General features: G+C 72.5%; 8 protein-coding genes. 7 read left to right on the top strand and 1 reads right to left on the bottom strand.

Annotated features, from left to right (window positions below):
• Positions 1 to 4 precede the first annotated feature (4 nt).
• From ACIBW9_RS09180 to ACIBW9_RS09155, 6 genes are all read left to right on the top strand, one after another.
• Positions 5 to 844, top strand: coding sequence for a PaaX family transcriptional regulator C-terminal domain-containing protein (locus ACIBW9_RS09180; protein ID WP_398952838.1), 840 nt, complete (start codon positions 5 to 7; stop codon positions 842 to 844).
• A 156-nt stretch (positions 845 to 1000) separates the two neighbouring features.
• Positions 1001 to 2602 (top strand): MFS transporter, encoded by a 1602-nt coding sequence (locus ACIBW9_RS09175; RefSeq protein WP_398952837.1) that lies wholly within the window; start codon positions 1001 to 1003, stop codon positions 2600 to 2602.
• 125 nt (positions 2603 to 2727) lie between these two features.
• Positions 2728 to 3480, top strand: a complete 753-nt coding sequence (locus ACIBW9_RS09170) for a DUF4232 domain-containing protein (RefSeq protein WP_398952836.1) — start codon at positions 2728 to 2730, stop codon at positions 3478 to 3480.
• Positions 3481 to 3669: 189 nt separating this feature from the next.
• On the top strand, positions 3670 to 3804 hold the full coding sequence (locus ACIBW9_RS09165) for a hypothetical protein (protein WP_398952834.1): 135 nt from the start codon (positions 3670 to 3672) through the stop codon (positions 3802 to 3804).
• 156 nt (positions 3805 to 3960) lie between these two features.
• The gene (locus ACIBW9_RS09160) at positions 3961 to 11949 is read left to right on the top strand and encodes a type I polyketide synthase (RefSeq protein ID WP_398952832.1); all 7989 of its coding nucleotides are present in this window, start codon (positions 3961 to 3963) and stop codon (positions 11947 to 11949) included.
• Positions 11946 to 13466 carry a tryptophan 7-halogenase gene (locus ACIBW9_RS09155; protein WP_398952830.1) on the top strand — a complete coding sequence of 507 codons (1521 nt, stop codon included), beginning with the start codon at positions 11946 to 11948 and terminating at the stop codon, positions 13464 to 13466. The genes ACIBW9_RS09160 and ACIBW9_RS09155 overlap by 4 nt, the downstream gene beginning before the upstream one ends.
• Positions 13467 to 13505: 39 nt before the next feature.
• Here ACIBW9_RS09155 and ACIBW9_RS09150 read toward each other — a convergent pair whose 3' ends face one another.
• The gene (locus tag ACIBW9_RS09150; RefSeq protein ID WP_398952828.1) at positions 13506 to 14681 is read right to left on the bottom strand and encodes a cytochrome P450; all 1176 of its coding nucleotides are present in this window, start codon (positions 14679 to 14681) and stop codon (positions 13506 to 13508) included.
• A gap of 223 nt (positions 14682 to 14904) precedes the next feature.
• Between ACIBW9_RS09150 and lanKC the strand changes: the two genes are divergently transcribed.
• Positions 14905 to 17517: a class III lanthionine synthetase LanKC gene (lanKC, locus tag ACIBW9_RS09145; protein WP_398952826.1), complete on the top strand. Its 2613-nt coding sequence runs from the start codon at positions 14905 to 14907 to the stop codon at positions 17515 to 17517.

Here is a 17517-nt window from a genome sequence, read left to right as displayed (position 1 = left end):
CGGCGTGACCAGCTTCGATCCGCCGGACCAGGCGGGCAGCGCGCCCCGGCCGCAGTCGCTGATGCTGACCTTCTTCGGCATTCACGCCCTGGGCCGGGACGTCGCCGTGTCGGCGAGCGGTCTGATCGACGTGTTCGGGCAGGCCGGGATCACCGAGGACGCCGTACGGTCGACGCTGACCCGCATGGTCAAGCGCGGCCTGCTGGAACGCCACCGGCGCGGGCGTAAGACGTACTTCGGCCCGACGCCCCGCGCCAGCCGCGTGCTGCAGGACGGCCACGACCGGATCTGGCGCACCGGTGCGGTCAACCGCACCTGGGACGGCACCTGGACCCTGGTCGGCTTCTCCCTCCCGGAGGCGTGGCGGCGCGAGCGGCACGACCTGCGTTCCCGGCTGCTGTGGAGCGGTTTCGGGCCGCTGCAGAACGGCCTGTGGGTGGCGCCCGGCACGGTGGACGTGCCCGAGATCGTCGCCGGGCTGGACCTCGACCCGTGTCTGCGCGTCTTCCAGGGCGCGACGGCCGTCGCCCCGACCGACGCCCGGACGGTCCTGCACACGGCGTTCGACGTGGAGTCCGTCGCCAAGGGATACGAGGCGTTCCTGGCCCGCTGGAGCACGGACGCCGACGCGCCGGCGGACGCCCTCGTACGGCAGCTGCTGCTGCACACCGACTGGCTGGACCAGGTCCGCCAGGATCCGCATCTGCCCGCCGAGCACCTGCCCGAGGACTGGCCCGCGGCCCGCGCGGAGGAGCGGTTCCACGAGCTGGCGCGCCGCTGCGAGGAGCCGGCCCGTCAGGCGGCCGCGAGCACGCTCGACGTGATCCGGGTGGCCGTTCCGTAACACCGCCCGGACCTCCGGTGGCACCCGCCGGGCACAGCCATGCCCATCGTTACTGGGCAATCTATTGACCGCCGTCGAAAAACTGCCCTACATTCATCGCGTTCCTGGCGTCCCCCCATCGCTCGAAGCCGCCCAGCCGCTCAAAGGGGAGCACTCGTGTCCACCGAAACGCGCACTCAAACCGGCGCCACCGCCGCCTCGCAACCATCCGGCGGTCTGCCCGTCGGCACCCTGATCGCCGGCTGCTTCGCGGTCTGTCTGGCACAGATCGCCCTGGCCATGCCGGCCACGCTGAACGGGCTCTTCCAGGAGGACCTGCATCCCGTCGGTTCGCAGCTGACCTGGATCTCGGACGCCTTCCTGCTGCCCGTGTCCGTACTGGAGCTGACCTTCGGCGTCCTCGGCGACCTCTTCGGCCGCAAGCGGCTGCTGGTCGGCGGCGGTGCGCTGCTGGTGGCCGGCGAGGCGCTGGCCGCCGCCAGCACCGGCATCCACATGCTCTGGGTGGGCCAGGCCATCGCCGGTCTGGGTGCGGCGGCGCTGTTCCCGACCTCGCTCGCGATGATCGCCGCGGGCACCCACTCGGCCAAGGACCGTGCCCGCACCATCACGATCTGGGCGGCGGCCCTGTCCAGCGGCGGGTTCGTCGCCCCCGTCCTGGGCGGCATCACCGGCAACTACGGCTCCTGGCGGTGGGCGTTCATCGTCGTCACGGGCCTCGCCCTGATCAGCACCGTGCTCAGCCAGCTGCTGGCACACAACTCCAGCGCCCCGGAAGGCCGTTCACTCGACCTGGCCGGCCAGATCACCATCGGCATCGGCATGTTCGCCCTGCTCTACGCGGTGATCCAGGGCCCGGCGGACGGCTGGACCGCGACGCCGGTGGTGATCGCGTACGTGGTCGCCGCGGTGTTCATCGGCCTGTTCGTCGTGGCCGAAAGCCGGGCCGCCTCCCCGCTCCTCCGGCTCGACCTGTTCAAGAACCGGGCGTTCGCGGTGGCGTCGTTCGTCGCCGTGGTCGGCATGTTCAGCTACCTCGGCACCGCCTACGCGACCAGCATCCGGCTCGGCCCGATCCAGCACCAGAGCCCGCTGCGCGGCTCGTTCGCGTTCATTCTCCTCAACGCCTGGACGCTGCTGCTGATGCCGCTGATCTCCCGGCTCCTGGAGAAGGTCAGCCCGCGCTGGGTGCTCGGCGCCGGTCTCGGGCTGATGGCGACGGGAGACTTCATCGCCGCCACCCTCTCGGTCCACGACCGTGCCCTGACCTCTCTCATCCTCCCCATCGGCCTGGTCGGCATCGGCTTCGCGCTCACGGTCTCCTCGATCACGGCGACGGCCGTCAACACGGTGGAGGTCCACTACGCGGGCATGGCCAGCGCATCGACCAGCCTGCTGCGCGACTTCGGCTTCACCCTCGGCCCGGCGGTCATCGGCGCGATCGCGCTGAGCCGTGCGGCGGACGAGTTCACCTCGAAGCTGGCCGCCTCGCACCTGTCCGCCGAGGTCAAGGCCGCCGCCGGGCAGGTGGCGGCGGAGGGCGGACCGCTCGCCTCCAACTCCGTTCCGCCGTCCTCCCCGCCGGGCGGCGCGGTCCCCCTCGCCCTGGAAGCCCTCGGCAACGGGTACGCCGTCGGCTATGTGATCTGCGGTCTCTCGGCCCTGGCCTGCTGCCTCCTCAGTGTGATCGCGCTGCGCGGGAAGGCGGACAAGGATGCGACCGTGGGCATCGCGGAGGAGGCGCCCGCGGCCGCCTGACCCCCGCGACACCCCGTGCGAGAGGGCGCCGGCCAATCGGACCGGCGCCCTTCGTCACCGCACTGTCACAGAAGATCCACACGTGTCACAGCTGATCCACAGGCGAAACCCCCGGTGAGGCAGTCATGTCTCCATGGCCGGGCGCCGGCGAAGGACCGGCCCCGCACCATCCGAACTCGGGGGACTCCATGCAGTACATGAACGGCATCCGCAAGGCCGCGCCGGCGATCGCCGCACTTGTGGCCGCCCTGTCGGTGACCGCGTGTCAGGCCGACGGCTCCAAGGCGACGGCCGAGACGGCGTCGAAGGCGCCGAGCAGCGCGCCGTCCGCTCCCACCACCACCCCGGGCACGACGACCCAGGAAACCTCCCACGCGCCGACCTCCAAGGCTCCGACCGCGAAGGCATCCCCCATATCCGGGTCCGGTTCCACGGGTACGGCCGTGAAGACGTGCGCGGTGACCGCCCTGAAGGTGACGGCGCACCAGGCCGCCGACCGCCCGGAGGGCACCGGAACCGGAGCGGCGGTGGTCGAGTTCACCAATGTCTCCGCCAAGCCGTGCATCCTGCAGGGCCACCCCACCGTGGCCGGCGCGGGCAACGGTTCCCCGGAGCACAACGTCCCGCTGAAGGTGACGCCGTCCGGCTCCGCCGCTCCGGTCAAGCTGGCACCGGGCGCCAAGGCCCGGCTGAAGCTGACCTTCGTCCAGGTGCAGGGCGAGGCGGACGGCTACTGCAAGTCCGGCGCGACGCCGGTCGCCTACCCGACGCTGGTGGTCGGCCTGCCGGGCTCCGGGGCACACCAGGTCGCCCTGGACGACGGCGTCTTCGCGGAGTGCGACAACACGGTCACCGCCACGGCCGTGACAGCCGCGTAGTCCTGAGCCCACAGGACATTTTCATCATGGACACCGAAGGCGTTCTCCTTCTCCTCGATTCGGTCCGCCTGCCCTGATTTATTGGCTGGTCGGTCACGGCATCCGTGACCGGCCGGCCCGCACGACCAGCTCACCACGGAGAAGGACCAGACTGTGATATCCAACCCGAGCGGAAACGATCATCTACCGGTGTACGAGAGCCTGCTGCGTGAGCGCGGTGACGTCGTGGCCGAAGCCCGTGTGGCCGCGGAGCAGATGCAGGACCAGGCACCGCAGCCGTCGAGCAGCCACGACTGGGATCCGTCGGACTTCAACCCGCAGTGAGGGCAGGGGCCCCGCCACAGAGGCAAGGGGCTCCTCCTTTGCGCCACCCCGCCGGAATGTTCGATCACCCGGCCCTTTGCCCCGTAGGCTCAACGTCATTGACCTGCAAGGGGATTGACGGCTGCCGTGCCGAGCACGCGCCGGAGGGGCAGGAACATGACGCACGACGGGCTGATCCGGCCGCTGCCGGAACTGCTGAAAGCGCACGCCGGGGAGGCACCGTCACGTGTGGCGTTCGCCGACGACGTACGCGCCGTCACCTACGCGGAGTTGGAGGAGCGCACCGGACGACTTGCCGCGTACCTCGCCCGGACCGGGCTACGGCGGGGCGAGCGGGTCGCGATCTGCCTGGGCAACTGTGTCGAGACCGTGGAGAGTGTGCTGGCCGTCGTCAGGGCCGGTGCGGTCGGGGTACCGCTCAATCCCCGGTCCTCCGACGCGGAACTCGCCCATTTCCTCGAGGACAGCGGCGCCTCGGTCCTCGTCACCGACCCCGGGCACCTGGCCCGGCTGCACCGCCCGGCCCCCGGAAGGCGCCGTCCCCGCATCCTGCTGACCGGCCCGGGACCGCTCCCCGAGGACGCCCCGGACGGCACGGTCCTCTTCGACGCCATCGCCGCCGATCCCTCGCCCACCGGGCCGCCCCGGGACGATCTCGGCCTGGACGAACCCGCCTGGATGCTCTACACGTCCGGCACCACCCACCGCCCCAAGGGCGTGCTGTCCACGCAGCGCGCAGCCCTGTGGTCGGCGGCGGCCTGTTACGCCCCGCTGTTCGGGCTCTCCTGCACCGACCGGCTGCTGTGGCCGCTGCCGCTGTTCCACAGCTTCGGGCACTCCCTTGCCGTCCTGGGTGTCACCGCGGTCGGCGCGAGCACCCGGATCACCGCCGAACTCCTCCCGCCCGACGGCCTGTTGCGGGAGCTGCGCGCACCGCGCGAAGACCTGGGCGGCCCCTACACCGTCCTGGCCGGGGTGCCCGCCACGTACCACCAGCTGCTGGCCTCCGCCCAGGGACAGCCCTCCCCGGCCCCGCCGGGACTGCGGACCTGCATCGTGGCGGGCGCCCCGAGCGCACCCGCGCTGCGCCGGGCGGTGGAGGACCTGCTGGGGGCTCCGCTCCTCGACGCGTACGGCAGCACGGAGACCTGCGGCATGATCGCGGTGAACCGTCCGGACGGGCCGCGGGTCGACGGGTCCTGCGGTCCGCCGGTGCCGGGCATGGAGGTGCGTGTCGTCGATCCCGGCTCCGGCAACGATGTCGCGGACGGCGACGAGGGCGAGCTCTGGGTGCGCGGTCCGAGCCTGATGAGCGGCTACCACAACCGTCCCGAGGAGACCGAGGCCGCGCTGCGGGACGGCTGGTACCGCACCGGGGACCTCGGCCGGCGCGTCGCTCACGGTCATCTCACCCTCACCGGCCGGGTCAGCGAGCTGATCATCCGCGGTGGGGAGAACATCCACCCCACGGAGATCGAACAGGCCCTGCTGCGCTGTCCCGGTGTGCGGGACGCGGTCGTGGTGGGCGTCCCGCACGACGTTCTCGGCGAGGTCCCGGTGGCCTACGTCGTCCCGGGACCGGAGGGGTTCGAGCCACGGCAGGTCCTGGAAGCGTGCCGTTCGCGGCTGGCCGCGTACAAACTGCCCGTCGAGATCCGCGAGATCGCGGCGGTACCGCGCACGGCGTCCGGCAAGATCGCCCGCCATGCGGTCGTGACGGGAGCGGCCCGTCCGGCCCCGTCCTCCCTCACGGCCGCCACGGGAGCGCTGCGACAGCGGCTGCTGTCCCTGCCGCCCGAGGGGCGGGAGCGCGCGCTGCGCGAGGCGGTGCTCGCGGAGACCGCCGCGGTCTGCGACGGCGGGCTCTACGAACGGCTCGACGCCGACGGCCCGTTCACGGACCTCGGCCTGACCTCCGTGGGCGCCGTCACGCTCGTCGACCGGCTCGGCGAGGCGACCGGACTGCGGCTGCCCTCGACGCTGGTCTTCGACCACCCCACACCGGCCGCGCTGGCCCGGCACCTGCACCACATCCTCTTCACCCCGGCGGCCGCGGCCCAGGAGCCCTCCGCCGCGGACGCGAGCACGGACGATCCGGTGGTGATCGTCGCGATGGGCTGCCGGCTGCCCGGTGACGTCGAATCGCCCGAGGACCTGTGGCGCCTGGTGGCGGAGGGCAGGGACGCGACCTCCGACTTCCCGACCGACCGGGGCTGGGACCTGGCTGCCCTCTACGATCCCGACCCGGAACGAATCGGCACCTCATACACCCGGCGGGGCGGATTCCTGCACCGGGCCGCGGAGTTCGACGCGGGACTGTTCGGCATCTCGCCGCGCGAGGCACTGGCCATGGACCCGCAGCAGCGGCTGCTGCTGGAGACCTCGTGGGAGGTCTGGGAGCGGGCGGGCATCGACCCGGCCACGATCCGCGAGAGCGACACCGGCGTGTTCGTGGGCGTGATGCACGGCGACTACTCCGCCCGCTTCACCACCCACGAACTGGAGGCCCACCTGGGCCTGGGCTCGGCCGGCAGCGTGGCCTCGGGCCGCATCTCGTACGTCTACGGCCTGCGCGGGCCCTCGATCACCGTCGACACCGCCTGCTCCTCCTCGCTGGTGGCGCTGCACTGGGCGGCGAAGGCGCTGCGCTCCGGGGAGTGTTCCCTTGCGCTGGCGGGCGGGGTCACGGTGATGGCGACGCCCAAGCCGTTCACGGCGTTCAGCCGCCAGCGCGGTCTGGCGCCCGACGGCCGCTGCAAGTCGTTCTCGGCCGCGGCGGACGGCACCGCCTGGGCCGAGGGCGCGGGCCTGGTGCTGCTGGAGCGCCTGTCCGACGCCCGCCGCCACGGCCACCCGGTGCTGGCCGTGCTGCGCGGCTCCGCGGTCAACTCCGACGGCGCGTCCAACGGGCTGACGGCCCCCAACGGCCAGGCCCAACAGCGGCTGATCGCCCAAGCATTGGCCGATGCCGGGCTCCGTGCGCAGGACGTGGACGCGGTGGAGGCGCACGGCACGGGCACCACGCTCGGCGATCCTCTGGAGGCGCGGGCGCTGCTGGCCACCTACGGTCAGGGGCGGCCCGAGGACCGGCCACCGCTGTGGCTCGGCTCGGTCAAATCCAACCTCGGCCACACCCAGGCGGCCGCCGGAGTCGCCGGAGTCATCAAGATGGTGCAGGCCCTGCACCACGAGGAACTCCCCCGGACCCTGCACGCGCAGGCTCCCACACCGCACGCCGACTGGTCCGCCGGACGGGTGCAGTTGCTGACCGAGGCCCGCCCGTGGCCGGCGACGGACGCCGGGCCGCGCCGGGCCGGTGTGTCGGCCTTCGGCATCGGAGGCACCAATGCGCATGTGATCCTGGAGGAGCCTGGGGAGCAAGCTGGAGTGCCCCAGAAGGGCGCGGGGCTGTATCGACATGCGGCTCCGCCGCGGGAGCGCTTGGTGCCCTGGCTGCTCTCCGGCGCCGACGAGACGGCCCTGCGGGCCCAGGCCCGTAAGCTCGCCGACCACCTGACGGCCCGCCCCGACCTGTCAGCGGCGGACATCGGCTTCTCCCTGGCCGTGTCCCGGTCCGCGCTCGCCCACCGGGCGATGGTGCCGGCCGACGACCCGGCGCACATGCTGACAGCCCTGGAGGCACTCGCCTCGGGCGGCGACGGCCGCGGTTCGATGCGGGCCGTCGCCGACCCGGGCCTGCGCACGGCCTTCCTGTTCACCGGGCAGGGAGCCCAACGCGTCCGGATGGGCGCCGAGTTGCGCGCCGCGTTCCCCGTCTTCGCCTCCGCTTTCGACGAGGTCTGCCGGGAGCTCGACGGCCGTCTCGAACTGCCGCTGGGCCAGGTGCTGTCCGCCGAGCGCGGTTCACCCGAGGCCGCCCTGCTCGACCGTACGGACTTCACGCAGGCCGGTCTGTTCGCCTTCGAGGTGGCGCTGTTCCGGCTCCTGGAGTCCTGGGGCGTGCGGGCCGACTTCCTGACCGGCCACTCCGTGGGGGAACTGGCGGCGGCCCATGTCGCCGGAGTACTGGAGCTGCCCGACGCGGCCGAACTGGTCGCGGCCCGCGGCCGCTTGATGCAGGCCCTGCCCACCGGCGGCGCGATGATGTCCCTGCATGCGACGGAGGAAGAGGTCCTCGCCGCGCTCGAGCACGCCGGCGACCGGGTGGCGATCGCCTCCCTCAACGGGCCGCGCTCGGTGGTGATCTCCGGCGTACGGGAGACGGTGCTCGCCGTCGCGGCCGGGTTCGAGGCGCGCGGCCGCAGGACCGTCCGCCTGCGGGTCGCCCACGCCTTCCACTCGCCGTTGGTGGAGCCGATGCTCGACGACTTCCGCCGGGTCGCCGAGGGCCTGGTCTTCCGGCCGCCACGGATGCCCGTGGTCTCGGCGGTGACGGGCCGCCCGGCCGAGGCCGCGGAGCTGTGTTCCCCGGAGTACTGGGTACGGCACGCCCGCCGGCCGGTGCGGTTCGCCGACGCCCTGCACTGGCTCGGGGACCACGGCGTCTCGGCGTTCCTGGAGATCGGCCCCGGCCCCGCGCTCACGGCGGCGGTCGAGGAATGCCTGACCGGCCCGGACGACGACGGGCCCGTGTGCATCACCGCCACCCGCGGCGGCGAACACGAGCCGCAGACCCTCCTGACCGCCGTCGCCCGCCTCCATGTGCACGGGGCGCAGGTCGACTGGCCCGCGGTGTTCGCGGACAGCGGGGCCAGGAGGGTGGACCTGCCGACGTACGCCTTCCAGCGGCGCCGCTACTGGCTGGACGCGCCGCGCACCCCGACCCCGGTGGCGGACACCCGCGAACACCCGCTGCTGGGACCGGCGTTCACCGTGCCGGACACCGACCGCACGGTGTTCTCCGGACGGCTCTCCCCGGCCACGCACCCATGGCTCAGCGACCATGTGATCGCCGGGGCGGTCCTCGTCCCCGCGACGGCGTTTGTGGAACTGGCCGTACAGGCGGGCCACGAGGTCGGCTGCGGCGCCCTCGACGAACTCGTCGTCGTGGCCCCGCTCGTCCTCACCCCGGACGCCGGGGTGCGCGTCCACCTCGTCGCAGGAAAGCCGGACGAGTCCGGCCGACGGCCGTTCGACGTCTACGCCCACCCCGACGGGGACGAAGAGCCCGCCTGGACCCGACACGCCACCGGTCTGCTCGGCCCGGCCCCCGGCCAGACTCCGCCCCCGGACCCGGAGCTCACGGCATGGCCCCCGCAAGGAGCCGTCGAGATCGACCTCGCGGACGCCTACGAAGGTCTCGCCGAGGGCGGCCTCGCGTACGGGCCGGCCTTCCGGGGCGTACGGTCGGCGTGGCGGCGCGGGGATGTTCTCTTCGCGGAAGTGCAGCTGCCCGAAGGGGAGTTGACGGACGCCGAGCGCTTCGGCATTCATCCAGCGCTGCTGGACGCGGCGCTGCACGCACCGTTGCTGACAGGATCCGCGACGGAGGCCCTCCGGGTGCCGTTCGCGTGGACCGGTGTGCGGCTGTACGCGGTGGGGGCGTCAGAGGTACGCGTACGGGTCGTCCCGAACGGAGCGGACTCGCTCTCGGTGACCATCACCGACCCGGCGGGTCGCCCGGTGGCGCGTGTGGATTCCCTCGTCACCCGGGAGCTACCCGTCCCGACAGCCGGACCCGACGTGGTGCGGCAGGGCTTGTGGCGCCCCGACTGGACGCCCGCGGAACCGTCCGGCGGTGAACGGGCCATCACCACACGCTGGGCGCTCCTGGGCCCGGACGAGCTGGACCTGTGCGGGTTGCTCCCGGACGTCGTGGCCGCCGCCGTGGCCGAACCGGACACCCTCGTGATCACGGCCGTCGGGGCGACGGAGCCGGACCCGCTGCCCGCCGTTCACACGCTGACGGCCAGAGTGCTGCGCGCGCTGCAGGACTGGCAGGACGACCCGCGCACGGCGGGCTCGCGCCTGGTGGTGCTGACGCGCAACGCCACCGCGCCGGACCCGGACCTGGCCGGTGCCGCCGTGTGGGGGCTGGTGCGCACGGCCCAGTCCGAGGTACCCGGGCGTGTCGTCCTCGTCGACGTGGACGGACGCCCCGAGTCACTACGGCTCCTGCCGGCAGCCGTGGCCACCGGACAGCCCCAACTGTCCATCAGTTCCGGCCAGGTGAACGTGCCGCGACTGGTTCGTGCCGAGGACACCGCAGCCGCGGACGCCTGTCTCGGGGCGGGCACCGTCCTGATCACCGGCGGCACCGGCGCTCTGGGCGCGGAGCTCGCCCGCCATCTCATCACCTCGTACGGCGTACGACACCTGCTGCTCACCGGGCGCCGCGGCCCGCAGGCGCCGGGCGCCGGGGAACTGCGCACGGCGCTGGAGGAGTTGGGCGCCGGGGTGCGGATCGTGGCCTGCGACGCCGCCGACCGTGCCGCGCTGGCCGAGGTGATCGGCAGCTGTGTGCCCGCGCCGACCGCCGTGGTGCATGCCGCCGGGGTGCTGGACGACGGGGTGCTGACCGCGCTGACCCCCGAGCGGATGGCCGCGGTGCTGCGGCCGAAGGCGGATGCGGCCTGGCATCTGCACGAACTGACGCGCGACCTGGACCTGTCGGCGTTCGTCCTGTTCTCATCGGTTTCCGGTCTGCTGGGGCGCGCGGGCCAGGGCAACTACGCGGCGGCCAACTCCTTCCTGGACGCCCTGGCAGCCCACCGCACTCGGCTCGGCCTGCCGGCCGTGTCCTTGGCGTGGGGGCCGTGGGAGGCCGCAGGAGGTATGGCCGGGGCACAGCGGCGGGAAGGCGATGCGCTCCGGCCGCTGTCCACGGCGCAGGGGCTGGCCCTGTTCGACGCGGCGCTCCGCGACGGCGGGCCCGTGCTGGCGCCGGTTCTGCTGGACCGGGCGGGCCTGCGCTCCGCCGAAGGGCCGCTGCCGCCGCTGCTGCGCGGGCTGGTGCGCCCTCGTACGGCTGCTGCCGAGAAGGCCCGGTCTCCCGAGCAGGCGTGGGAGCCGGGAGCCTGGCGCCAGGTGCTGGCCGGGCTTCCCGCCGAGCAACGGGAGAGCAGGCTCACGGAGTTGATGAACGCCGACGTCGCCGCGGTGCTCGGCTACCCGGACGCCGAGGCGCTCCCGGCCGGCAGGTCATTCGCCGAGCTGGGCTTCGACTCGCTGATGGCGGTGCAGGTCCGCAACCGGCTGAGCATGGCGCTGCGGCTGCGCCTTTCGGCCGCCGTGGTGTTCGAGCACCCGACGGCTCAGGGGCTGGCCCGGCACATCCTCGGCCTGCTGGAGGACGACCTGCCTGCGGCGGCGGGCACCGCGGGTCCGCGGCCCGCGCAGACGCTGTCCTCGCTCTACCGGCGGGTCTGCGAGGCGGGTCAGGTAGTCGCCGCGATGCAGATGCTGGTCACGTCGTCCTGGGCGGTTCCGACGTTCGACGCGAGCGAGAGTCGTCGGCACGCGATCCCGCCGGTGCCGCGCGCCACCGGTGCCGGCGGCCCGGTGCTCGTGTTCTTCACCGGCACCCATCCGACGTTCGGCGCGCCGGGCGGGGAGTTCGCTCGCTTCCACGGTTGCTTCCAGGGGGAGTCGGACGTCCTCGAGTTCCCGCATCCGGGCATCGGTGCGGGCGATGCGGTGCCGGCCGACCGGGAGACCCTGGCCCTCACCCACGCCGAGTCGGTGCTGCGGCACGTGGGCGACAGGCCTTTCGTGGTCGTCGGCGTCAGCACCGGGGGCGCCGTGGCACACGCCGTGACCCGGCGGCTCGAAGCGCTGGGGGCCGCCCCCCTCGGGCAGGTGCTGCTGGACACGTATCTCGTCAACGACGGCAACAGCGACAAGGACTGGCTGCTGGCGCTGCCCGCGGTGATCGCGCCGCGGTTGGACGGCACCGAGTTCGCCGGGGACGAGGACGCGGGCGTTGCCGCCCTGGGGGCGTACACCCGTATGTTCCTCGGCTGGGATCCGGAACCTGTCGACGCTCCCACCCTGCTGGTGCGGGCGACGGGGCCCACGCCGGAGATGGCGGCGAGCGCGGGCCCGGACGAGTGGCGGACGTCCTGGCCGCTGCCGCACACCGAGGTCGACGTCCCGGGCGACCACTTCTCGTTCATGCAGGAACACGCCCCGACCACCGTGGCGGCCCTCCGCGCATGGCTCGACTCCCTAGGAGAGGCACAGTGACCGTTGCCCAACACCCCACTGAACGCGGGACGGTTGAGGAGTTCGACGTGATCGTCGTGGGCGGTGGTCCGGCCGGGTCCACCGCCGCCACCGCTGTCGCCCTGCGCGGGCATCGCGTCCTGCTCCTGGAACAACAGTCGTTCCCCCGCTACCAGATCGGGGAGTCGCTGCTGCCGTCCACCGTGCACGGTGTGTGCCGCATCCTGGGCGTCGAGGACCAGGTCGCGCGGGCGGGCTTCAAGCTGAAGCGCGGCGGGACGTTCCGGTGGGGCCGCAACCGGGATCCATGGCAGTTCTCCTTCGCCCTGTCTCCCCGGCTGGCCGACCCGACCTCGTTCGCCTACCAGGTGGAGCGGTCCCGGTTCGACGCGATCCTGCTGGACAACGCCCGCCGGGTCGGCGTCGAGGTACGGGAGAACTGCCGCGTCAAAGGCGTGCTCGGCGACGAGGAGCGGGTGCGGGGCGTCAGCTGGAGCGGCCCCGGCGGCGAACACCGCGAGGCCCGGGCCCGCTATGTCGTGGACGCGTCCGGCAACGGCAGCCGCATCCACACCGAGGTCGGCGGCAGCCGCACGTACTCCGACTTCTTCCGCAACATCGCGGTGTTCGGCTACTTCGCCGGCGGCAAACGGCTCCCGAAGCCCAACGACGGCAACATCTTCTGCGCCGCCTTCGACGAGGGCTGGATCTGGTACATCCCGCTCCGCGACGACCTCACCAGCGTGGGGGCGGTGGTGAGCCGGGAGAACGCCACCGGGATACAGCGGGACCCGGCCGCGGCCTGGCGCCGGCTGATCCACTCCTGCTCCGAGGTCCGCGACCTCCTCCAGGGGGTTCCACGGGCCACCGAGGTGCCCTACGACCAGGTCCGCGTCCGCAAGGACTGGTCGTACTGGAAGTCCCGGCTGTGGCGGCCCGGCATGGTGCTGGCCGGGGACGCGGCGTGCTTCGTCGACCCGGTGCTCTCCTCCGGCGTGCACCTCGCCACGTACGGTGCCCTGCTCGCGGCCCGCTCCATCAACGCGGGCCTCGGCGGGACGTTGGACGAGGGGCGTCTGTTCGACGAGTTCGAGGCCCGCTACCGGCACGAGTACCGCCTGTTCTACGAGTTCCTGGTCTCCTTCTACGACATGCACCAGGACGAGCGCTCCTACTTCTGGAAGGCCCGCAAGGTCACCAACGTGGGCGCGACGGAACTGGAGGCGTTCGTGGAACTGGTGGGCGGTCTGGCCTCCGGCGACGCCGGCTTCGGCGGGCTCGGGCAGGCGGAAGCCCGGCTGACGACGGCCTCCTCGGAACTCGGCACGGCGGTGGGCCGGCTGCCCGACTCCGACGGCCTGCGCAACCCGCTCTTCGAGTCCGCCGCCATCCGCGAGGTGTTCCAGGAGGGTGCGGTTCTGCAGGAACGAGGCGTGTTCGGCGGGCCGTTGGAGGAGGAGACACCGGTGCGGCCGGACGGGCTGGTGGCTTCGGAGGACGGGCTCACCTGGGTGGATCCTGCTCGGCCACGGCCCTGAGGCGCCGCGGTGCGCTGCGATGACGGCCGCAACCGCCGCTCAGCGAGAGCTGTCCCACTGCACATGCAGGGCAGGCGGCTTGCGGAAGACCAGGCCCTGCGGGGCGGCGGGGCGGTCCGGGGCGAGGCGGAGGGCGGGGAGTCGTTCGAGCAGGCACTGGAGGGCGATGCGGGTCTCCAGGCGGGCCAGGTGGGCGGCGATGCAGTGGTGCGGGCCGTGGGCGAAGGCCAGTTGGAGGCGGGCGTTCTCCCGGCGGACGTCGAAGCGGTCGGGCTCGGGGAAGACGGCAGGGTCGCGGTTGGCGCCGGCCAGGGAGACGGTGACCAGATCGCCCCGGCGGATGGTGGCGGGGCCCAGTTCTGTGTCACACACCGCGTAGCGGTCCACGACGGCCGCGCCCGGTTCCAGGCGCAGCGACTCCTCGATCGCACCGTCCAGCAGCTCGAAGTCGGCGAGCACGAGGGCCAGTTGGTCGGGGTGGCTCAGCAGATGCAGCAGCGCATTGGTGATCATCGCCTCGGTGGTCTCGATGCCCCCGAACATCAGGACCGCGGCATTGGACGCCACCTCGGGCAGCGTCAGCCGCCCGGCGGCGGAGACCAGCAGCGAGGAACTGCCCCCGTCGGCAACGGTGTTCTCCACGGCGGCCCGCAGCTCCGTGTACGCGGCGGTTCCGTCGGGTCCCGCCGCGTGTCCGGCGGTGATGTCCGAGACGGCGCGCACGATGGAGTCGTACCAGGAGAGCACCGTGTCCGTGCCGGCCCCGGCCAGCCCGAGTGCCTCGGTCACGACGGCGACCGCGAGCGGTCCGGCGAAGGCACGTCTCAGTTCGGCGGCGCCCGCCGGCTCCAGAGCGCTGATGAGCCGGCCGGTCTCCTGCTCGATGAACGAGGCGAAGCCGTCGCGCACCTGCCGTGGACGGAAGGGGGCGTTGAACGGCTCACGGTGGCGGGTGTGCTGCTCCCCGTCCAGCGACAGCATGCTCGGCCCGACGACCTGCGCGGTGGAGAACCGGGGGTCGTCGACGGTGAAGGTCGCGGCGTCCCGCATCACGTGCAGCGCCAGGTCACGGCGGGTCACCAGCCAGCCACCCAGCTCCGGCACCCAGGACACGGGCTCGTACGCCCGCAGCAGCGCCAGTCGGGCATGGGGGTCCCGGGCGAGTTCGTCGAGCGTGGTGGCGGCACCCAGCGGGAAGGAGTCGCTGACGCTCATCGTGCGGAACCGTTGCGCATGCCGGGAAACACACACCCTTTCGGGGGGCTCGAATACTCCTGCGGTCGTGATTATCCACCTCCCGGACTGTGCGTTTCGCACAGAGGAGCCGGGTGAATCCCACGCTCGTCAGATGACAGACGCACGATGTCCCCGCCTGCGTCTTCTGCCATCGTGGGAGGTGAGAGGCACCAGGGAGGCGGACTGAACCCTTGGAGACTCCGTGGACAAGCGGTACGAGGTCTACTGCCTCACAGACCCCCACTTCTACGACGCACCGCATCAAGGCCGGACGCGTGGCCGCTTCCGGCAGGCCGGCCGCCGGCTCCCCGATTCGTGGACACGTGAAGAACTCGGCGACTGGGTGGTGTGCCGTCCGACCGGCGGCACGTTCCCCCGGCAGGGCTGGAAGATCCATGTCTCGGCCTGTCCGGACAACGCACAGTCGATCCTCGACGAGGTGTGGGACTACTGCGTCCCGCGCCGCATCGCGTTCAAGTTCCTGCCCGGCATGGACGCCCTCTTCCTCGCGAACGCGAAGTACGCGCACCGCGGCTCCAGCGGCAAGTTCATCACCGTCTACCCCGTGGACGAGGCCGAGTGCGAGCGCATCCTCACCGAGCTGGGCGGCCTCCTCGACGGCCGGACGGGCCCGTACATCCTCAGCGATCTGCGTTGGGGGGACGGTCCGCTCTACGTCAGGTACGGGGGCTTCGCCGACCGGTACTGCGTGTCCGACGACGGCGTGGTGGAGCAGGCCGTGGAGGATCCCTCCGGCCGTCTGGTACCCGATGTGCGCGGCCCCACCTTCCGGGTGCCCGAGTGGGTGCAGTTGCCCGGCTTCCTCGAACCGCACCTCGCCGAGAGCCGGCGCACCACCGTCGCCGACCTGCCCTACCGGATCGAGAAGGCGCTGCACTTCTCCAACGGCGGAGGACTGTACTCGGGGGTCGATACGCGGACACAGGAGCGCGTCGTCCTGAAAGAGGGACGGCCGCACGCGGGCCTCACGCCGGACGGCGCGGACGCCGTCACCCGGCTGCAACGCGAGCGAGAAGCCCTGGAACGGCTGGCCGGCCTGCCGTTCGTCCCCGCGCTCCGTGACCACTTCGAGCTGGGCGGCCACCACTTCCTCGTCGAGGAGTTCGTCGAGGCCACGGTTCTGTACCACGAGTTCGTGAAGCGCAGTCCGCTTGCCGCGCTGGCCCCGAACGCGGCCGCCTTCGCCGACTACACCGACTGGGCGCTCGACGTCCTCGGGCAGGTGGAGGACGCGGTCGCCGCGGTCCATGAGCGGGGCGTCGTCATGGGCGACGTGCACACGGACAACATCCTGGTCCGTCCCGACGGCAGGGTGGTGCTGATCGACTTCGAGGGCGCGTCGGACGTGACTCAGGCGCGGCGCCAGGTCCTCGCCGCGCCGGGCTTCATCGCCCCGCGCGGCGCCACCGGCTTCGACATCGACCGGTATGCGCTGGCCTGCCTGCGGCTCTTCCTGTTCCTGCCGCTGACCAGCCTGATCGAACTGGACGTCGGCAAGGCGGGACAGCTCGCCCGGGAGGCCGCTCGGCTGTTCCCGGTCCCCCGCCGGTTCCTCGACGAGGCCGTACGCACCGTCACCGGCGACAGCGGCATCGACTCCGGGGCGAGCGACGAGCCCCGGCTGGAGCCCGACCGACCAGGCTGGCTGCGCGCCCGGGACTCGATCGCCTCCGCGATCCTGGCCGCCGCCACACCGGACCGCCACGACCGGCTCTTCCCGGGCGACATCGAGCAGTTCCTGCTCCCGGGCAGCGGTCTCGGCATAGCTCACGGCGCGGCAGGCGTACTGTACGCACTGGACGTGACGGGCGCCGGACGCCGCCGCGACCATGAGGACTGGCTGATCCGGCACGCACTCGCCCCGGCACCCGGCACCCGTATCGGCCTCTACGACGGCCTGCACGGCGTCGCGTACGTCCTCGAACACCTAGGACACCACGAGGAGGCCGTCAAAGTCCTCGACATGTGTCTGAGCGAACGGTGGGAGCCCCTGCCCCTCGACCTCAAGGGCGGCCTGTCCGGCATCGGACTCAACTTGCTGCACTTCGCGGCCACCACCGGCGACGCAACCTGCCGTGATACCGCATGCCGGGCGGCGGAAATCGTCGCCGACCGCCTGGGCCCGGCCGACGGCGTAGCCGAGACCAGCGGCGGTGCCCACCCGAGGGCGGGGCTGATGTTCGGGTCGTCCGGGCCCGCGCTGCTGTTCCTGCGCCTGTACGAGCGCAGCAAGGACCCGGCCCTTCTCGACCTGGCCGCCACCGCGCTGCGCCAGGACTTGCGCCGCTGCGTCGTGCGCGAGGAGGGTTCGATGGAGGTGAACGAGGTCTCCCGCACCATGCCCTATCTCGCGGACGGCAGCGTGGGCATCGGAATGGTGCTCGAGGACTATCTGGCCCACCGCGCGGAGGAGGAGTTCCTGGATGCCGCCGCGGCGATCCGCAAGGCGGCCAGGGCGTCCTTCTACATCGAGCCCGGGCTCTTCGACGGCCTCGCCGGGATGATCCTTCACCTCAGCCGCCCGCACCCGCCCGGCACGGCCGCCACACGGGACCCCCAGATCGCCGACCACGTACGCCACCTGGCCCGCCACGCCTGTCTCCTGAACGGTCAACTGGCCTTCCCCGGCGAGCAGTTGCTGCGGCTGTCCATGGACCTGGCGACCGGGGGCGCAGGCGTCCTGCTCGCCCTCGGTGCCGCCTTCCACTCCCGGCCGGCCGGACTGCCGTTCCTGACACCTGGCCTGCCCGCTCATGGCTTCCCCGTCCCCACACCAGTACAAGAGAGGAGGTGA

The organism is Streptomyces sp. NPDC049541 (assembly GCF_044465725.1).
Classification (GTDB): domain Bacteria; phylum Actinomycetota; class Actinomycetes; order Streptomycetales; family Streptomycetaceae; genus Streptomyces.
The sequence above is the reverse complement of the archived record's forward strand: the minus strand, read 5'-3'. Positions and strand labels throughout refer to the sequence as shown.